General features: G+C 62.0%; 13 protein-coding genes. 5 read left to right on the forward strand and 8 right to left on the reverse strand.

What is annotated here, in order from left to right:
• Positions 1–293 precede the first annotated feature (293 nt).
• Positions 294–4085, forward strand: coding sequence for an LPXTG cell wall anchor domain-containing protein (locus tag ACFRJ9_RS07535; RefSeq protein WP_377666042.1), 3792 nt, complete (start codon positions 294–296; stop codon positions 4083–4085).
• Between the two features lie 119 nt (positions 4086–4204).
• Here the strand turns inward: ACFRJ9_RS07535 and cycA are convergent, their stop codons facing one another.
• From cycA to ACFRJ9_RS07560, 5 genes are all read right to left on the reverse strand, one after another.
• On the reverse strand, positions 4205–5647 hold the full coding sequence (gene cycA / locus ACFRJ9_RS07540; RefSeq protein ID WP_377666044.1) for a D-serine/D-alanine/glycine transporter: 1443 nt from the start codon (positions 5645–5647) through the stop codon (positions 4205–4207).
• Between the two features lie 162 nt (positions 5648–5809).
• Complete coding sequence (locus ACFRJ9_RS07545) at positions 5810–6571, reverse strand: ABC transporter permease (protein ID WP_377666047.1); 762 nt, start codon at positions 6569–6571, stop codon at positions 5810–5812.
• Positions 6568–7347, reverse strand: a complete 780-nt coding sequence (locus ACFRJ9_RS07550; protein WP_377666049.1) for an ABC transporter ATP-binding protein — start codon at positions 7345–7347, stop codon at positions 6568–6570. The genes ACFRJ9_RS07545 and ACFRJ9_RS07550 overlap by 4 nt, the downstream gene beginning before the upstream one ends.
• Positions 7344–7709, reverse strand: a complete 366-nt coding sequence (locus ACFRJ9_RS07555; RefSeq protein ID WP_377666051.1) for a DUF1048 domain-containing protein — start codon at positions 7707–7709, stop codon at positions 7344–7346. Before ACFRJ9_RS07555 ends, ACFRJ9_RS07550 begins: the two co-directional genes overlap by 4 nt.
• Before the next feature lies 1 nt (position 7710).
• Complete coding sequence (locus ACFRJ9_RS07560; protein WP_377666053.1) at positions 7711–8040, reverse strand: PadR family transcriptional regulator; 330 nt, start codon at positions 8038–8040, stop codon at positions 7711–7713.
• 127 nt (positions 8041–8167) lie between these two features.
• Here ACFRJ9_RS07560 and ACFRJ9_RS07565 point away from each other — a divergent pair, with 127 nt between their 5' ends.
• The 4 genes from ACFRJ9_RS07565 to ACFRJ9_RS07580 all read left to right on the forward strand — a co-directional run bounded on the left by ACFRJ9_RS07565 (position 8168) and on the right by ACFRJ9_RS07580 (position 12114).
• Positions 8168–8650: a GNAT family N-acetyltransferase gene (locus ACFRJ9_RS07565; protein WP_377666250.1), complete on the forward strand. Its 483-nt coding sequence runs from the start codon at positions 8168–8170 to the stop codon at positions 8648–8650.
• 205 nt (positions 8651–8855) lie between these two features.
• The gene (locus tag ACFRJ9_RS07570; RefSeq protein WP_377666055.1) at positions 8856–10349 is read left to right on the forward strand and encodes an HNH endonuclease; all 1494 of its coding nucleotides are present in this window, start codon (positions 8856–8858) and stop codon (positions 10347–10349) included.
• 58 nt (positions 10350–10407) lie between these two features.
• Positions 10408–10848, forward strand: a complete 441-nt coding sequence (locus tag ACFRJ9_RS07575; RefSeq protein WP_377666057.1) for a MarR family winged helix-turn-helix transcriptional regulator — start codon at positions 10408–10410, stop codon at positions 10846–10848.
• A 27-nt stretch (positions 10849–10875) separates the two neighbouring features.
• A complete protein-coding gene (locus tag ACFRJ9_RS07580; RefSeq protein WP_377666059.1) occupies positions 10876–12114 on the forward strand; it encodes an MFS transporter in 1239 nt (412 codons plus the stop codon).
• A gap of 54 nt (positions 12115–12168) precedes the next feature.
• On the opposite strand, the gene ACFRJ9_RS07585 is transcribed toward ACFRJ9_RS07580, so the two are convergent.
• The 3 genes from ACFRJ9_RS07585 to ACFRJ9_RS07595 all read right to left on the reverse strand — a co-directional run bounded on the left by ACFRJ9_RS07585 (position 12169) and on the right by ACFRJ9_RS07595 (position 16558).
• Positions 12169–13638, reverse strand: a complete 1470-nt coding sequence (locus ACFRJ9_RS07585) for a sugar porter family MFS transporter (RefSeq protein ID WP_377666061.1) — start codon at positions 13636–13638, stop codon at positions 12169–12171.
• Between the two features lie 332 nt (positions 13639–13970).
• Entirely contained in the window at positions 13971–15362 is a 1392-nt protein-coding gene (locus tag ACFRJ9_RS07590; protein ID WP_377666063.1) for a formimidoylglutamate deiminase, read from the reverse strand.
• Positions 15359–16558 carry an allantoate amidohydrolase gene (locus ACFRJ9_RS07595; RefSeq protein ID WP_377666065.1) on the reverse strand — a complete coding sequence of 400 codons (1200 nt, stop codon included), beginning with the start codon at positions 16556–16558 and terminating at the stop codon, positions 15359–15361. The genes ACFRJ9_RS07590 and ACFRJ9_RS07595 overlap by 4 nt, the downstream gene beginning before the upstream one ends.
• Positions 16559–16786: the final 228 nt, after the last annotated feature.

Here is a 16786-nt window from a genome sequence, read left to right on the forward strand (position 1 = left end):
TGTCCTTGGTCAGTTGTCCACAGTGGGTCCAGGCATGTCGACCCAAACATCACGTTCTCCGGATTGCGCTCACTACTTACTGGAAGGAGAGCGAAATGGCTCTGCCTCAACAACCCTGAATCGCGTCGTCTTTGTGAATGTCGGGCGGAGCGACCCGGGCCAGAACCTAGGAGCTTCAAATGTTTGCATTACAGTCATGGGGCCTATCCGGCCGTGGGGAACGGGGCCCCGATTCGAGTAGGGATTCTCCGCGAAAGGCCCGGAAAGACCGTGCCTTGCGGTTGCCCGCGGCAATGTTGGCCACCATCGTCGCGGCAGGGACACTCATGCTGGGCGTTTCCCCGGCTACGGCTGCCCCCGGGGATTTCACGATTTCGCTCTCTGCCCCCCAAACGGTCCCGCTGACCGAGAATTACAACTACACCGCCACTGTTGATTTTAACGGCGTTGATTCGTCACATCCGGCAACAGGCGTAGCTATGACCACAACGCTTCCGGAAGGTACCACCTTCGCCGGACTCCCCGCAGGTGACTCTTCACCGGTGCTCAGCCACAGCTATGACCCCACGTCACGGGCTCTGACCATGACGCTCAAGGACACTACCAAGGAACTTGTCAGCGTTGTGTACACGGTGTCGCAGGTGGACAACGAGCGCAAATACGAGGGCTTTCCGTTGCGCACGGTGATGACCGGTACCGGTGGACCTGCCGGCCAAGTCACATCCGGGCAGGTCACCACAACAGTCACCGGTCCCCATGATTACCGGGCACAAAAGACGGCCACCACGATCACTGGCTCCACCCATCGCGAGGTGACGTATCGGTTCAACGTGTGCTCGGAGGAAAGCTATGTGAGTTTCTCCGCCTACGCGCAGAAACTCTCTGACGTCTTCCCCGCCGGAACCGAGTTCGCCTCTGCGTCAACTGGCTTGGGTACATGGGATACGAGTGCATGGCCAGCGGCCACCTGGACCAATGACGAACGGTACGACCACACCGGATACTGCCTGGACCGAACGGCAAACGCCATCTGGCTCACTGTACGGTACCCGGATCACGTTGCCGGATGGGAGGATGGCCAGCGGCCGCCAGTCAACACTGTGACGTTGGAGACGACAGACGCCAACCATGTGGTGAGAGCGGGTGCACCCGCCGCTGCACAGGGCCCTGCTTTTAGTCCTGCCGGTGGCGTGACAATGGCCATTGAGAAATCTTCAGGCGGCCAGACCTCCCCCGGCATGATCGCCCGAAGCACCTACGTCAATGCCTCCTACCTCGGGCCCCGGAACAGCCCACGGGCCGACGACCTCGTTGTCACCGACAGCGGTACAGCCGGTAGCCCCTCGGAGGAGTGGTTTCACCACAACGATGTCACAAGTCTCAGTGCCAACTTCAGCCCGGTGTTGTCTACAGACGATCTTCCTTACGCCTTTGAGTACCAGACCGACTTCTCAGATACATGGCAGACATTCGTTCCTGCCGATCCGACCACCGGCACATCCTTGTCCCTGACCGTGCAGAATACCGGTTCAGTTGGCTGGGAGGCGTTCAATGGGAACAATGTGCTCAACTTGCCGGTTGGCGCAGTTCTGACGGGTTGGCGTATCTCCGTCGCACCCGGCTCCGAGGGAGTGTCGGTGGGATCGGAGGTGCGCGCCACCGTTGGTAGTGTGCCGGTCTTCCGGGACATCACCGCTGGCGTTATCGACGCCTCCGCGCCTGCTGCTACGGCGCCTGGAACCGTGACGAATACGGCGACGCTCAAGGCAGGCAACCTGACGGGCGAGGCGACGGACGCATTCGTACCTGTGGATTCCGTGTACTTGACTACGAATGCTTCTGCTCCTTCGGTCCTGAGCGTGGGTGACGCCGGGACCATAAGAGCCGGCATTGTGAATCAGAACCCATCGGAAACCTACAAGGACGCCGAAATGACGGTGGTGCTTCCTTGTGGCCTCCAGCATGACTCAACAAAAGTCATAACGCCCATCACGGACCTTGCCGTTGGAGTGGAGGCTATCCCTGCTATCGGCAAGGGCGTGACGGTGGACTCTGATCGGCGGGTCACAGATACAGACGGATGCGAACGTCAGGCTATTACGTTTACATTCGATCAGATCAGCCCTATGCGGGACCCCAAGGAAGCCTCCGACCGCCGTGTCGAAAACACAGGATGGCAGTACGACATTCCTGTCACGGTTCTTGCCAAGGCCTATGACCCCGCCACCTCCTCCGTTCAGGTTGAGTCCTTTGCCTACACGGGAGACCCTAGGTTTGTTGGCGTTGCAGATGGCGGGACAGCCACGCAAACGGTGGCAATGAGCGGCTATGATGCCTTCTTCAGCGATGACGTCTACAACTTTGACGCTGCACGGGCAACCATCGCCAAGGACGTTGCCCAGATATCGATCAATACGGCCGGTGGATTGCTGCTCGATAAGCTGTCCAGCTCAAAGGAAGATGGTCCATGGTCCTTGACATCCGCGGTTGATAAAGCCGCGTTCTGGCAGGTCTACGTCAACAACGTTCTGCCCAACGCGGTGACCAAAACCACCTTCTTTGACCGATTGCCGGCGGTGGCTACGGGCGATGAATTCGACGTTGTCCTGTCAGGCGCCGTTACCGGTGCACCGGCAGGGACGTCCGTTGAATACTCGACCGATGCAACAGACGCCACCTCGGGTAGCTGGAGTTCCAATCCGGCCAATGCCACTGCATTCCGCTTGATTGTGGATGCTATCCCCTCCGGGGAAGACTTTACGTTGGTGGTTCCCACCAGCGTTGCGGGTGATGCGCGCTTTGGTGAGAAGTCAACCAACGTACTCTCGGCTTCGGGGACGTACAACGGCCAAGCAGTGCAGTTCGCTACTAACGAGGCGGCTGTGAACGTTGTTGGTTCTCCTGCCTTGGGAATAGTGAAGAAGACCAACGGAACTGCCTATACGTCGGCTCCAGGTGCCATCGTCACGCAGGGTTCTGATGTGGCATGGACCTTTGAAGTGACCAATACAGGCGACGTTCCCCTTGCAAATGTGGCAATCTCCGACGAGTTCACGGCAGGAGATGGAAGCAAGGGAACCTTGTCACCCACCTCACCTGACGCGGGCACGCTGGATCCCGGGGACACGCGGATCTTCACTGCCACCGGCACTGCTGTTGAAGGTCAGTACCACAACACTGCAACGGCAACTGCTACCGCTATTGACGCAGCAGGAACTCCCCTGGCCCAACAGCCTGAAGCCGTGTCCGCTGAGTCCTGGTACCTCACCGGTGAAGCTGGGTTGTCTGTTGTGAAGACGACCAATGGTGAGCATGTTGATGCGGCTCCGGGTCCGCAGGTGACTCCGGGCAGTGATGTGGAGTGGGCATACACGGTGACGAACACCGGCAACCTTGCGTTGAGGGATGTTCTGGTTGTCGATAGGGACAGCGCGGGTAACGCGGTGTTCCGTGAAACCGTTCCTTCGTTGGCGCCGGGTGCTTCCGTTGAGTTGACGGCTCACGGGAAGGCTGTTGAGGGGCAGTACAAGAACACTGTGACGGCCTCTGCCGTGGACCCCAATGGCGGGCCTGAGCTGAACGCTGCTGATGATTCGTACTACTTCGGTGCCATCCCCGGACTAAAGGTGGGCAAGCTCATCTCCACCAGCCAAGATGGGCCGTGGAGTGAAGATGTCACCATCCGGTCCGGTGAAACGGTCTACTGGCAGTTCAGCGTAACGAACACCGGCAACACGCAGCTCACTGACGTCCGTTTCAATGATCCCGCCCTTGGTGCCATTGAGCAGGTTGCTACTCTTGCCCCAGGCGAGACAGTCAGCCGCGTCATTCCCCAGAGCAACGTCACTGAGTCGTACCTCAACGTTGTGACTGTGACCGCCATGGGTCCCGGCGGGAAATCTCCTTCAGGGAGTGATTCCAGTGAGGTCAAGGTCGAACCCGTGGTGGTTTCACCTCCGGTAGCGAGCGAGCAACTGCCGGATACGGGCGCAACAGGAGTTGTTGCCTCGGTCATCGGCGCGGTGCTGCTCTTGATCGTAGGATGCCTGGCACTCGTTGCCAGCCGACGACGCAAGATGGCCTGACCAGGCCAGATACGGAACCGGCGCGGACGGTTTCTGAGAAATAGGAGCCCGACGTCGGCACCCACGGTGGGTGCCGCAGGGGGGCGCTGGTTTTTTTTGGGTTTTGGCGCAGGCGCGGGTTAGGCGTCGGGCATAGGTATGCCAACGGCCACGCGGGCCTGGTGGAGGGGCGTCTTGCGGACCACTGCGTAGGCGACGCCGAGGATCGCGAACCAGATTGGGGTCACAAGCAGCGCCGTCAGCGTGTCCGGTTGAGTGGTCAGTGCCCAGACCAGGAACGCGAAGAACGCGAAGACCACCCACACCATCGGGATGCCGCCGGGCATCTTGAACGGCGAGGCCGCGTGCAGCTCCGGGCGGCGTTTCCGGTACACGAGGTAGCTGGCCAGGATGATGGACCAGACGAACATGAAGCAGACGGCGGACACGGTGGTCACCATGTCGAACGCCACGCCAACGTCCTTGCCTGCATAGAGAAGCGCGACGCCGGCCAGCAACAGGACGCAGGAGAGGAACAGTGCGTTCTGAGGTACTTTGCGGCTGGAGAGCCGGCCGAAGAGCTTGGGTGCGTCGCCGTCGTTGGCCAGGCCGTAGACCATGCGCGACGTCGAGTAGATGCCCGAGTTGGCCGAGGACATTGCCGATGTGAGGACTACCAGGTTCACCACAGTCGCTGCCATGCCGAGGCCCGCCAGCGAGAACATCGCGATGAACGGGCTTTGGCCTGCCTTGAATTCGGTCCACGGGGTGACCGACATGAGGATGATGAGGGCGCCTACGTAGAAGAGCATCACGCGCAGGGGAATGGCGTTGATGGCGCGGGGCAGGTTGTGCTCCGGGTTCTTGGTTTCAGCAGCTGCGGTGCCCACCAGTTCAATGCCCACGAACGCGAAAACGGCGATCTGGAAGCCGGCCACGAAGCCCATGAATTCTTTGGGGAAGAATCCGCCGTGGTTCCACAGGTTGGTGAAGCTCGCGGTGCCTGCGTTGGACTGGAAGCCGGTGAAGATCATCACCAGGCCGACCACGATCAGGGCCACGATGGCGATGATCTTGATGAGTGCGAACCAGAATTCGGTTTCGCCGAAGGCTTTGACGGTGGGGAGGTTCAGGAGCAGCAGGATGATGATGGTGGCCAGGCCCGGGATCCATAGCTGGATTCCCGGCCACAGTTCGTTGGCGTAGCCCGCGATGGCGATGACGTCCGCGACGCCGGTGACTACCCAGCAGAACCAGTACGTCCAGCCGGTGAAGAATCCGGCCCATGGGCCCAGGAGGTCGCCCGCGAAGTCGCTGAAGGACTTGTAGTTCAGGTTGGACAGCAGGAGTTGGCCCATGGCGCGCATCACGAAGAAGAGCATGAAGCCGATGATCATGTACACGAAGATCACGGAGGGGCCGGCAACCGAGATGGTCTTGCCGGAACCCATGAAGAGGCCGGTTCCGATGGCGCCGCCGATGGCCAGGAGCTGGATGTGGCGGTTGCTGAGCGAGCGTGCCAGGTGGGGCTCGCTGTCCCTGCTGGAGGCGCGGAGCTGCCCCTGTGTTGTCTGGTCGGACATTAGTTCAAGAACCCTTCGGAAGAACCGACACAATAGTGACGGCCGTTACAAATCTGTTCGATAAAGCTATAGCTAATGTCTGACCAATGGCGAATCGGTCTGAATGGCGAAAGCTCCGCCCGGGTTAGGGGGAGCTTTGGCCTGTGTTTTGGCTGGTTCGGGCTATGCAATCTTGCGGCGGTACGCTGCGGTGGCAAACACGTAGGCAACCACGAGGATCCCAAGGCACCAGGCGAGGGCCACCCAGATGTCACCGCCAACAGGACGTTGGGCAAATAAGTCCTGGATGCTGTTTACGATGGACGTTACCGGCTGGTTTTCGGCAAACCACCGGACCGGAGCGGGCATGGTTTCAGTGGGGACGAAGGCGGAGCTGATGAAGGGCAGGAAAATCAGCGGGTAGGAGAAGGCGCTGGCGCCTTCGATGGTGCTTGCGCTCAGTCCGGCGATGACGGCAACCCAGGTCAGTGCCAAGGTGAACAGGGTCAGGATTCCGGCAACTGCCAGCCATTCCAGGAATCCTGCCGAGGTGCGGAAGCCCATCAGCAGGCCCACCAGCACGATGATCACCACCGAGAGAAGGTTGGCCACCACCGACGTCAACACATGGGCCCACAGCACTGACGACCGGGCGATGGGCATGGAGTGGAACCGTTCGAAGATGCCGCTTTTCAGGTCCATGAACAGCCTGAAGGCGGTATAGGCAATGCCTGATGCGATGGCGATCAGCATGATGCCCGGCAGCAGGTAGTTGACGTAGTTGTCAGTGCCCGTCTCGATTGCCCCGCCGAGGACGAATACGAAGAGCATCATGATGGCGATGGGGGTGATCGCCGTGGTGATGATGGTGTCCACGCTGCGGAAAATGTGCCGCATGGAGCGGCCCAGCAGGACGGAAGTGTCTGCGAAGAAGTGGGTGCTCATGACCTGTCCTTTACTGACTCGTTGTTGCCGGTGCCAACCAGGGCCAGGAAGATGTCCTCCAGGCTCGGTTGCTTCTCGACGTATTCGATCTTGGCCGGCGGAAGCAGTTGCTTCAGCTCCGCCAGGGTGCCGTTGGCAATGATGCGCCCCTCGTGAAGAATGGCGATTCTGTCCGCGAGTTGTTCGGCTTCGTCGAGGTACTGGGTGGTGAGCAGGACGGTGGTCCCTTGGTTGGCGAGCTTCTTGACGATCTGCCACACCTCCAGGCGAGCCTCGGGGTCGAGGCCTGTGGTGGGCTCGTCCAGGAAGATCACCCTCGGGTTGCCGATCAGGCTCATGGCGATGTCCAGCCGGCGACGCATGCCGCCGGAGTACGTCGCCACTTTCCGGGAACCGGCATCCGTAAGGCTGAACTGGGCCAGCAACTCATCCGCTATCTGACCGGAGTTTTTCAGGTGCCGCAGTTTCGCCACCAGCACCAGGTTCTCCTTGCCGGAGAGGATCTCGTCCACCGCGGCGAACTGTCCGGTGAGGCTGATGGATTCACGCACCTGAAGCGGTTCTGTCGCCAGGTCGAAACCCTCGACGGCGGCCGAGCCGCCATCCGCTGTGAGCAGCGTGGACAGGATCTTCACGATGGTGGTCTTGCCCGCGCCGTTGGACCCGAGGAGGGCGAAAATGCTGCCCGACGCCACTTCGAAGTCAACGCCGCGGAGAACATGCAGGTCCTTGTAGGACTTCTCGATGCCCTGTACTCGGATCGCTGTGGTGGTCATGATTCCGCCTCCTTGGCTTTGTCGATCGCCTTGATCAGGCGATCGCGTTCCTTATCAATCCAGCGCTTTCCGCCGTAGGCTTGGGCGAACGCTTCAGCGAATTCCACGGGATCTTCGCCCACGATCTCGCTGACTGGTGTGCCGTCGATGGCGGCGCGTTCCCACAGATCCGCGAAGTCCGTGAACATCTGGACCATGGTGTCGCCCTCGGTGACGCCGCCGTAGTACATCAGGTACCGGTTGAAGGCGGTCGCTACGGTGAGGTAGGGCTCGGGCAGGGCATCCAGCCGTGCTTTGGCCTGCTTGTACTGCTTCTTCTGCTCGAGCGATCCGGTGACCAGCTCGATCCATTTTGCTGCCATGTTATTTTCCTTCCTTGCGGAGCTGTTCAAGCCGTTCGGACAAGAAGCTCCATGTGTTCCAAAATTCGTTCAGTTCTTTTTCGCCCTGCGGATTGAGCGTGTACACCTTGCGGGGTGGCCCTTTTTCGGACGGCTTCTTTTCGACGTCCACGAGTCCCTTTTGTTCGATCCTGACCAACAGCGCGTACACGGTGCCCTCAGCGATCTCGGTGAAGCCCTGCTCCCGGAGCAGCGTTGTGATCTCGTATCCATACGCCGCTTTTCCGGTCAGGAGGGCCAAGACGATGCCCTCCAATGTGCCCTTGAGCATCTCCGTCATCTGCTTGCCCATCGGACACCTCCTTCACTACTCGGTATTACTAGCTACCACTACATAGTAGAACTAAGTACCGGTACTTAGCAATACTTAGTTCCATTGAAAATGACATGCTGGGGTGGTGACCACTGACTCCGCTGCCATGCCCGCCTTGATGACTGCCGCCGTCGAATCTGGAACCTTCACCCTCCGGCGTGCCCGCAAGGACGACCTGCCGCGGATCCTCGCTTTGCTCGCGGATGATCAGCTGGGTGCCACCCGCGAAAGTGCCGACGACTTAGCCCCGTACCAGCACGCCTTTGACGCGATCGACGCCGACCCGGCGCACCTTCTGGTGGTGGGCGAACTCGACGGCGATGTGGTGGCAACCTTCCAGCTCAGCTACCTTCCGGGCTTGTCCCGCAAGGGGTCGTGGCGTGCACAGATCGAGGCGGTTCGGGTATCTGAGGTTCTGCGCGGCCAGGGCGTCGGGGCGCTGATGATCGAGTGGGCTGTAGGGCAGGCCCGGGAACGCGGCTGTTCCTTGGTGCAGCTGACCACCGACAAATCCCGCACTGCGGCGCACCGTTTCTATGAGCGGCTGGGGTTCGTAGCGAGCCATGAGGGGATGAAACTAAAGCTTTAGGACGTGCCTTTTGTGCCGGAGCCCGCAGGTGGGCGTTCGGCCCTCGAGTTGGCGAGGGGCGGGATCTCGGCGCTATGCCAATGGCGCAAGGGCTCGAGCGTTTCTCTCTCTTTTCATTTGGAGCTGGTTTTCCACATAAGGCCTGGTTTCCACATACAGGAGTTGGGGTCTGATGGCGCTGCGCGCCTGGTGGAAGGGTTGAGTCATGGAGCAGATTCGAGCAACGCAGTCACCGCCAGGCGCAGCGCGGGTTCGTGCCTCAGGGCTGCGGTCCGATGTCTCCGCACTCCGGGTTTCTGATCTCCTCGCACTCCTGGGCGCCGTCCGTCTTGGTGCCGGGAGCGGCGAGCTGATCGATCAGATTCGTGGGTTGGAAGATTTGAAGTCCGCTATTGCTGGCTTGCAGGCGCGTGCTGCGGTGGCTTTTGATCTGGCGCAGCGCGGCGAGCAGGAGGCTGTCGGTGTGCTCGTTTCTGAGCGGGGCCAGGGTGTCGGGGCGCAGGTGGCGTTGGCCCGGCGGGAGTCCCCGAACCGTGGATCCCGGCTTCTGCGGTTGGCGAAGGCGTTGGTCACCGAGATGCCCCGCACCATGGCCGCCCTGGAGTCGGGCCAGCTCAATGAGTGGCGTGCCACCCTGCTGGTGAAAGAGACTGCCGGCCTGTCTGTCGAGGACCGGTCCGCCGTGGACGAGGAACTCGCCGCCGATGCCGGGACGTTCGAGGGGAAGGGTGACCGGGCCATCGTCGCCGCCGCGAAGGCCGCAGCGTATCGCCGGGATCCGCGCTCGGTCGCCCAGCGTGCCAGCCACGCCGCGGGCGAGCGGACGGTGAGCCTGCGCCCGGCACCGGATGCCATGACCTACCTGACAGCATTGCTGCCCGCCGCCCAGGGGGTGGCCGCCTACGCCGCGCTGACCCGAAAGGCGGAATCGGCCCGTTCGGTGGGGGCTTCGCGGACCCGGGGCCAGGTCATGGCCGACACCCTCGTCGAACGACTCACCGGCAAGCGCGGCGGGATCAGCGGTGTGGAGCTCCAACTCGTGATGACCGACCGAACCCTTCTCCAAGGCGACAGCGAACCGGCCCGGCTCAAGGGCTACGGAACCGTCCCATCGGAATGGGCCAGAACTCTTGTTGGCACAGGGGATGAGTTCACCGTGTGGCTCCGCCGGCTCTACGCTGCACCCGCGACCGGCGAGCTCCTGACGATGGACTCCAAAGCCCGCTTCTTCCCGCCACGGCTCAGGCGATTCATTGAAATCCGCGACGATACCTGCCGCACGCCTTACTGCGACGCGCCCATCCGGCACATCGACCACATCGTGCCCTGGCACTCCGGCGGCACCACTACGGCGGACAACGGCGCCGGACTCTGTGAAGCCTGCAACCACACCAAGGAAAACCCCGGCTGGACCGCCAAAACCACGCCCGCGGACGTCCACACCCTGGAAATCAACACCCCCACAGGGAACACGTACCAGTCCAAAGCGCCATCACTGCCAGGGCATATTCGCTCGGCCACTTTACTACCCGAAAGAGCCATGGCTGCCCCGGCAACGTCGATGCCGATATCACCGTCAACACCGACAGCAACATCGGCACCCGCCAGCCCAGAGTCGCGAAGCCACCCGCCGAAGCGTCGGGAGCGGCAGCATCGGAAGCGGCAGGGCCGGGACTCGAACGTAACCGACCCCGTTTAGTCGGAGCCGCGGCCCGTTTCTTGACTATTAGGGTGCCTAACTATTAGGCTGCCTAAATATGAACGCTTTTGATCCCCGGCTACTGACCCTCGCGCAGGAATTTCGTGAATCGCTTCGCTTGGGTGTCTATATGTTCCGCCGACTGGATCCCGAGGGCGAACTCACTGCCGCGCAACTGAGCCTGCTCTCCATGATTTCCGATGGCGGCCTCCGCGTGGGCGACATCGCGAGGAACCTGGGTATCAAAGTCCCCAGCGCCACCGAGCAGATCATCAAGCTCGATCGCGCCGGCCTGGTCAGCCGCGAGCCCGATCCCGATGATTCGCGTGCAGTCCAGGTGGTCATCACCGAAGCCGGGACCGCCGCCGTCGAATCCGCAAACCACCGGCGCAACGCAATGGTGGCGGAACTGCTGCAGGACCTCACTGAGCAGGAGATCGAGCACTTGGCCGCCGCGTTGCCGGTCATCAGCAAGCTCAACAGCTCATTCCAGAATTAAACCCCGCACCCGACAAGGAGCCATTGAATGTCACGCCAGCTGGCTGACGCTTCAGCAAGCGCCGAAACATCTATCGAAACCGCCCTGGAAGCCGAGAAGACTTCCCTTCTTAAACAGCCCAAGGCGGTGTGGGCGACGGCCCTCGCAGCGGTCTTTGCGTTCATGGGCATCGGGTTGGTGGATCCAATCCTGCCCGCGATCGCCAAGAATCTTGAGGCTTCCACCAGCGAAGTCTCCCTGCTGTTCACCAGCTATTTCCTCGTGACTGCAGTTGCGATGCTGATCAGTGGTTTCGTATCCTCACGCATCGGTGGAAAGAAGACGCTGCTCATCGGTTTGGCGATCATCGTGGTGTTCGCTTCGTTGTCCGGCCTCTCCGGCAGCGTTGAGCAGTTGGTGGGCTTCAGGGCCGGTTGGGGCCTCGGCAACGCACTGTTCGTCGCCACCGCGCTGGCTGTCATCGTGGGTGTGGCCAGTGGCGGAACGGGCACGGCCATCATTCTCTATGAGGCAGCCCTCGGCTTGGGTATTTCGCTCGGCCCGCTGCTCGGCGCCCTGCTGGGAGGCTGGCAGTGGCGGGCACCGTTCTTCGGAACCGCGGCCCTCATGGCCGCAGCGTTCATCGCGTTGCTGGCGTTGCTCCCCAAGACACCCGCCCCTGAGACGAAGTCCCGTCTCAGGGATCCCCTTCTCGCCCTCGGCCACAAGGGCCTCCGCACTACCGCGGCCAGTGCCCTCTTCTACAACTACGGCTTCTTCACCATCTTGGCCTTCACGCCCTTCATCCTGGGCATGGACGCGTATGGCATCGGGGGAGTGTTCTTCGGCTGGGGCGTCGCGGTGGCGGTATTCTCGGTTTTCGTTGCTCCTGTGCTGCAGAAGCGCTTCGGTGCGGTCAAGGTTCTCACCGGCACGCTGGCCGTACTCATGCTCGACCTGATCGGGCTGGGACTGGCCGCGGGGCACTCGGTGACCGCCGTCGTCGTACTTGTGATCGTGGCGGGCGCTTTGTTGGGTATCAACAACACGATTTACACCGAACTTGCCATGGGTGTCTCCGATTCGCCGCGTCCCATCGCGTCCGCCGGCTACAACTTTGTGCGCTGGATGGGTGGAGCACTGGCCCCGTTCGCTGCCGCTCAGCTCGGCGAGCACTTCGGCCCGCAGGTGCCGTTCTTCGCCGGTGCAGTGGCCATGGTGATCGCCATCCTTGTCGCCTTCGGCGGCCGCAGCTACCTGACGTCGCACGAGCCGCACCTGGTCTAAATCCGGGACAAAGAACAAACGAGCCCCGCGGTAATCCGCGGGGCTCGTTGTGCGCTACTTGGGTTCGTCGGAGGCTACCGGCAGAGGCGCCACGGCCGCTCCCTTGGGGACGAACAGTGTCTCGGCCTGCTCGAGTGACATCCCGTTGGTCTCGGGAACCTTGAACATCACGAAGAAGAACGACGCCGCAGCGAACGCCGCGTACATGGCGTACGTCAGCGGAAGCGAACCTGCCGCCATGACGGGGAAGCTGAGCGTGATGGCAAAGTTGGCCACCCACTGCGCGGCGGCTGCCAGGCCGAGCGCGCGGGCGCGGATTCGGGACGGGAAGATCTCGCCCAGCAGCACCCAGACGAGCGGACCCCAGGAGGCGCCGAAGCTGATCACGAACACATTGGCCGCAACAAGGGCCACGGGACCCCATGCTCCCGGCAGGGAAATCTCCGAACCCGTCCCAGTGGCAGAGGCGAACGCAAGTGCCATGACGCCGAGGGATGCTGCCATGCCGATGGAACCGGTCAGCAGGATGGGACGGCGGCCGATGCGGTCCACCAGGGCGATGGCCACGAGAGTCACCAGGATGTTGGTGACGGACGTGGCGACGGAAATGGTCAGGGAGTCCTTCTCCTGGAAACCAACAGCCTTCCACAGAGTGGTGGAGTAGTAGAAGATCACGTTGATGCCCACGAACTGCTGCAGGACGGACAGGATGATGCCGATCCACACCACGGGCAGAAGGCCAAACCTATTGCCCCTCAGCGAACCCTTCTTGCTGGAGAGTTGGTCCTGCTGGATGGACTCGCGGATTTCGCGGATGTGCCGCTCGACGTCCTCGCCGGGAATGAGCTTGTCAAAGATGGTGCGGGCCTGGTCTTCTTTGCCTTTGAGAACCAGGAAGTGCGGGGACTCAGGCAAGCGAAAGGCAATCCAGCCGTACACGGCGGCCGGCACGGCGCAGGCTATGAACATCCAACGCCATGCCTCGATGCCCAGCCAGAGCGTACTTCCGGCACCGCCGGCCGAGTTGGCCAGGACAGCGTCGGAAAGCAGTGCCGCGAAGATGCCGGTGGTGATGGCGAGTTGCTGGAGGGAAGCCAGTCGTCCGCGCACGTGCCTGGGGGAAATCTCGGAGATGTAGGCCGGCGCGATCACCGAAGCCAGCCCGATGCCCAGCCCGCCCACCAAGCGCCAGAAGATCAGGTCCCACACGCCAAAGGCAAGGCCAGTGCCAACGGCGCTCACCAGGAACAGGAGCGCGCCGAGCTTCATGGCGGGAATGCGTCCGTAGCGGTCCGCTACTTTCCCTGCCAGGTACGCGCCTGCTGCGCAGCCCAGCAGGGCGATGGCAACCGCGAAACCGGTCACTGCCTCGCTCAGCATGAACTCGTCCTTCATGGCATCAACGGCGCCGTTGACCACGGAGGAATCAAAGCCGAAGAGGAAGCCGCCCACCGCTCCGGCGACGGCCAGGCCGATCACCTTTCGGGAAACTGGGGGCGCGCCTTCGGTGCTGGGACTGGACATGGGTCTCCCTTGGGAATGGTGGTGTGGGAAGCGCGGTGCGGGACGTCGTCGGCTGTTCCGACGGGGACGCCGGTGCACTCGCGCTACACAGTGTGGCACGGCGCATCAAGCAAGTTCCAGTCACGGTGATTCAGGTGACATGCATTCACGTTGTTAATGCATGAATCCATTTCATGGCCTGCGAGTCACCTGGAAGGTGGCCTTAAGGCAACGAGTGTGCTTGATCTGGGGTTTTGCGCCAACCTATTGAACGCAACTCACGACGGCGGCACGGAGCATGGGCGCGTAAGTCCAGTGCCGCCGTCGTCAGCTTCCGGGAAGAAGGCGCGACGCTAGGAGAGCTCCTTGAGCGCCTCAGTCAGCAGGTTGCCCGGTTTGCCGAGATGTGTGTGAACGCCGTGCGAGGCGATCAGCTCTCCGCCGACCACAACATGGGTGACGTCGCTCGCCGTAGCGCTGAACGCCAACTGCTGGGGCCGGGATCCCGCAGTCCGGGTGGAAGCGGGGTCCAGGACCATGAGGTCGCAGACGGCGCCAACCTTGAGAGCAGACGGCGCCACCGGGGTGGCCATGGAACGGACCGCTCCGTCCGTTGCTGCCCGGAGGAGTTCCTCCGGTGTGAACCTGCCGCGCTGGCCGCTGCGAAGGCGTTCGCCGTGTTCCAGGGTGCGCATTTCAATCCAAGGATCGATCACCGCGTGCTGGTCGGTGCCGAGGGCAATGGTGGCTCCGGCGTCGGAAAGCTGCCGCGCTGGACCGATACCATCCGCGAGGTCGGCTTCAGTGCTGGGGCACATCACCACAGTGGTTCCGGCGCTTCCCAGCAGGGCGATGTCGTCCTGGGTCAGGTGCGTTGAATGGACAGCGGAAAGCCTCGTGGACAGCAGCCCGTAGCGTTCCAGGAGCCCCGCCGGAGTGGTGCCATAGGCTTCCATGCAGGCTTGGTTCTCGGCCGGTTGCTCGCTCAGGTGGATGTGAAGAGGGATATCCCGGGGCAGCTGTTCGGCAACAACCTTCAGGGTATTTTCCGGCACCGCGCGGACGGAGTGCAGGGCAGCGCCGGCACTCACCATCTCAGGTGGAAAATGCGCGGCAATGGTCGATCGCAGGGAAGCGAGCCGGTCCAGCCAGGCTTGTACGTCTGCGTCCCCGAACCTCATCTGCTCTTGACTGAGCGGCGTCCCGATTCCCCCGGCCAGGTACAAAGTGTCCAAAAGGGTGAGGCGGATCCCTGCTGACATTGCTGCCCGGGCGAGGGCCAACTCCATGGCGTGGGGCTCTGCGTAGGGTGTGCCGTCGAGTTCATGATGGACGTAGTGGAATTCAGCCACGCTGCTGAAGCCAGTGACCACCATTTCAGCGAAGACAGCGGTGGCAAGCCTCTGGTACTTTTCCGGAGTCAGCTCGGACGCGCTCCTGTACATCTGTTCCCGCCACACCCAGAAGTCTCCGCGTCCGTCATGGGTACGTCCGCGCAGGACGCGGTGGAAAGCGTGCGAGTGGGCGTTGGCAGCAGCAGGGAAGACGACGCCTGCCAGTGTCGTGTCGCCGGGTTGGGGCTGGGTCCCTGCGGTGATGCTGGAGATGCGGCCGTTGTGGGTCTCTACGCGCACCCCCGAGGCAACTACCGACGCCGGCAGGCCGTCCGCCTGGCTGTCCGCCTGCCTGTCCGCCGGGTTGCCATCCGCCGCGACGATGGCCGTCTCGCACCAGAACGTGCTCACAGCAGTCCCTCCAACACATCGGCCAGGGCAACCGCGCCCGCAGACGCATCCTCGTCAGCCACGTATTCTTCCGGCGAGTGCGAGATTCCACTGGGGTTGCGGACAAAGACCATTGCTGAGGGAACATATCCGGCCAGCACTCCGGCATCGTGCCCTGCCCCGGTTGCGAGTACATGAGCGCCGGGCAGGAGTCCGCTGATGCGTCGGCTCAGCCCGGGATCAAAATGCACGGTATCGCTATAGGACTCTTCCGTGAGGGTGGTGGTGCACCCTTCGGCGGCGGCAACTTCCTGCGCCGAACGGTAGATCGCTTCGATGAGGTGGGCGGTCACGGCGTCGTCGGGATGGCGGGCGTCAAGCCATAGATCGACGCGCGAGGCGATGACGTTTGTTCCGCCGGGAACGGGGGTCAATCGGCCGACTGTTGCCCGTGCGTCCGGCTGCTTGGCTGCAGTGTCGCGAACAGCGATCACGATTTTGGCGGCAGCCACCATCGGGTCGGAGCGGTCTGCCATCAGTGTGGTGCCGGCATGGTTTCCTTGGCCGTTGACACTGATCTTCCAGCGGCCGTGACCCAGGATTGAACTCCCCACCGCGATGGCAGGACCGTCCTGCGCCAGGCCTATGCCTTGTTCAACGTGCAATTCAACGAAGTCGCCGATCCGCGCCAGCGCCTCCTGGTCGGGCCCCATATGGTGGGGATCCAGGCCGTTGGCGCGGGCTACGTCGGCGAAAGCGTCGCCGTTGACGTCGCGCAGGTTCAGGGCCTTGTCGACGGCGATCGCACCGGTGAGCAGCCGTGAACCGAGGCACGCCACACCAAAGCGGGACCCTTCTTCTTCGGGAAAGACCGTGACGGCCAGCGAGCGGGGTGGCTGGACTCCGCGGGACTTGAGGACGTCGATGGCGGCCAGGGCGGAAGCTACGCCGAGGGGTCCGTCGAATGCGCCTCCGCCGGGGACCGAGTCCAGGTGGCTGCCAGTGACGAGTGCGCCGTCCTGAGGGCTTCCCCACCAAGCCCAGATAATGCCGTTGCGGTCCGTTTCGACGTCGAGGCCGCGTTGTTCGGCCTGTTCGATGAACCACTGCCTGAGATCGAGTTCGGGAGTTGTATAGACGGCCCTGGAATATCCTCCGCGCACCGCATCGCGGCCCACATCCTGGATTGAGGCAAGGAGCTGGTTGACGGTTTCCACGTTTTCCTCCGATTGAGAGACTGCCACCAAGTAAAAACCAGATGCCACCACATGACAAGGGTTCTCGAGACTATTAACACGCCGGAAACACTCCCGCACCGTCAAGGGACGTGGAGAGTCTCATATCCCGGAATCCCGAGCAATCTTCCCAAAAGCCCTTGCCATTTAATGAAACTTGGTTTTTACTGAATGGCAAGAGAGTGATCTGGACCACGGAAAGCGAAGGTG

Source organism: Paenarthrobacter sp. NPDC056912 (assembly GCF_042786555.1).
GTDB lineage: Bacteria > Actinomycetota > Actinomycetes > Actinomycetales > Micrococcaceae > Arthrobacter.

Bases quoted from the DNA above. Each gene is read 5' to 3' on its own strand.
- ACFRJ9_RS07575 (WP_377666057.1), top strand. From the start codon at position 10,408: ATGAACGCTTTTGATCCCCGGCTACTGACCCTCGCGCAGGAATTTCGT.
- ACFRJ9_RS07545 (WP_377666047.1), bottom strand. From the start codon at position 6,571: ATGAGCACCCACTTCTTCGCAGACACTTCCGTCCTGCTGGGCCGCTCC.
- ACFRJ9_RS07580 (WP_377666059.1), top strand. From the start codon at position 10,876: ATGTCACGCCAGCTGGCTGACGCTTCAGCAAGCGCCGAAACATCTATC.
- ACFRJ9_RS07585 (WP_377666061.1), bottom strand. From the start codon at position 13,638: ATGTCCAGTCCCAGCACCGAAGGCGCGCCCCCAGTTTCCCGAAAGGTG.
- ACFRJ9_RS07550 (WP_377666049.1), bottom strand. From the start codon at position 7,347: ATGACCACCACAGCGATCCGAGTACAGGGCATCGAGAAGTCCTACAAG.
- ACFRJ9_RS07560 (WP_377666053.1), bottom strand. From the start codon at position 8,040: ATGGGCAAGCAGATGACGGAGATGCTCAAGGGCACATTGGAGGGCATC.
- cycA (WP_377666044.1), bottom strand. From the start codon at position 5,647: ATGTCCGACCAGACAACACAGGGGCAGCTCCGCGCCTCCAGCAGGGAC.
- ACFRJ9_RS07570 (WP_377666055.1), top strand. From the start codon at position 8,856: ATGGAGCAGATTCGAGCAACGCAGTCACCGCCAGGCGCAGCGCGGGTT.
- ACFRJ9_RS07565 (WP_377666250.1), top strand. From the start codon at position 8,168: ATGCCCGCCTTGATGACTGCCGCCGTCGAATCTGGAACCTTCACCCTC.
- ACFRJ9_RS07535 (WP_377666042.1), top strand. From the start codon at position 294: ATGTTGGCCACCATCGTCGCGGCAGGGACACTCATGCTGGGCGTTTCC.
- ACFRJ9_RS07555 (WP_377666051.1), bottom strand. From the start codon at position 7,709: ATGGCAGCAAAATGGATCGAGCTGGTCACCGGATCGCTCGAGCAGAAG.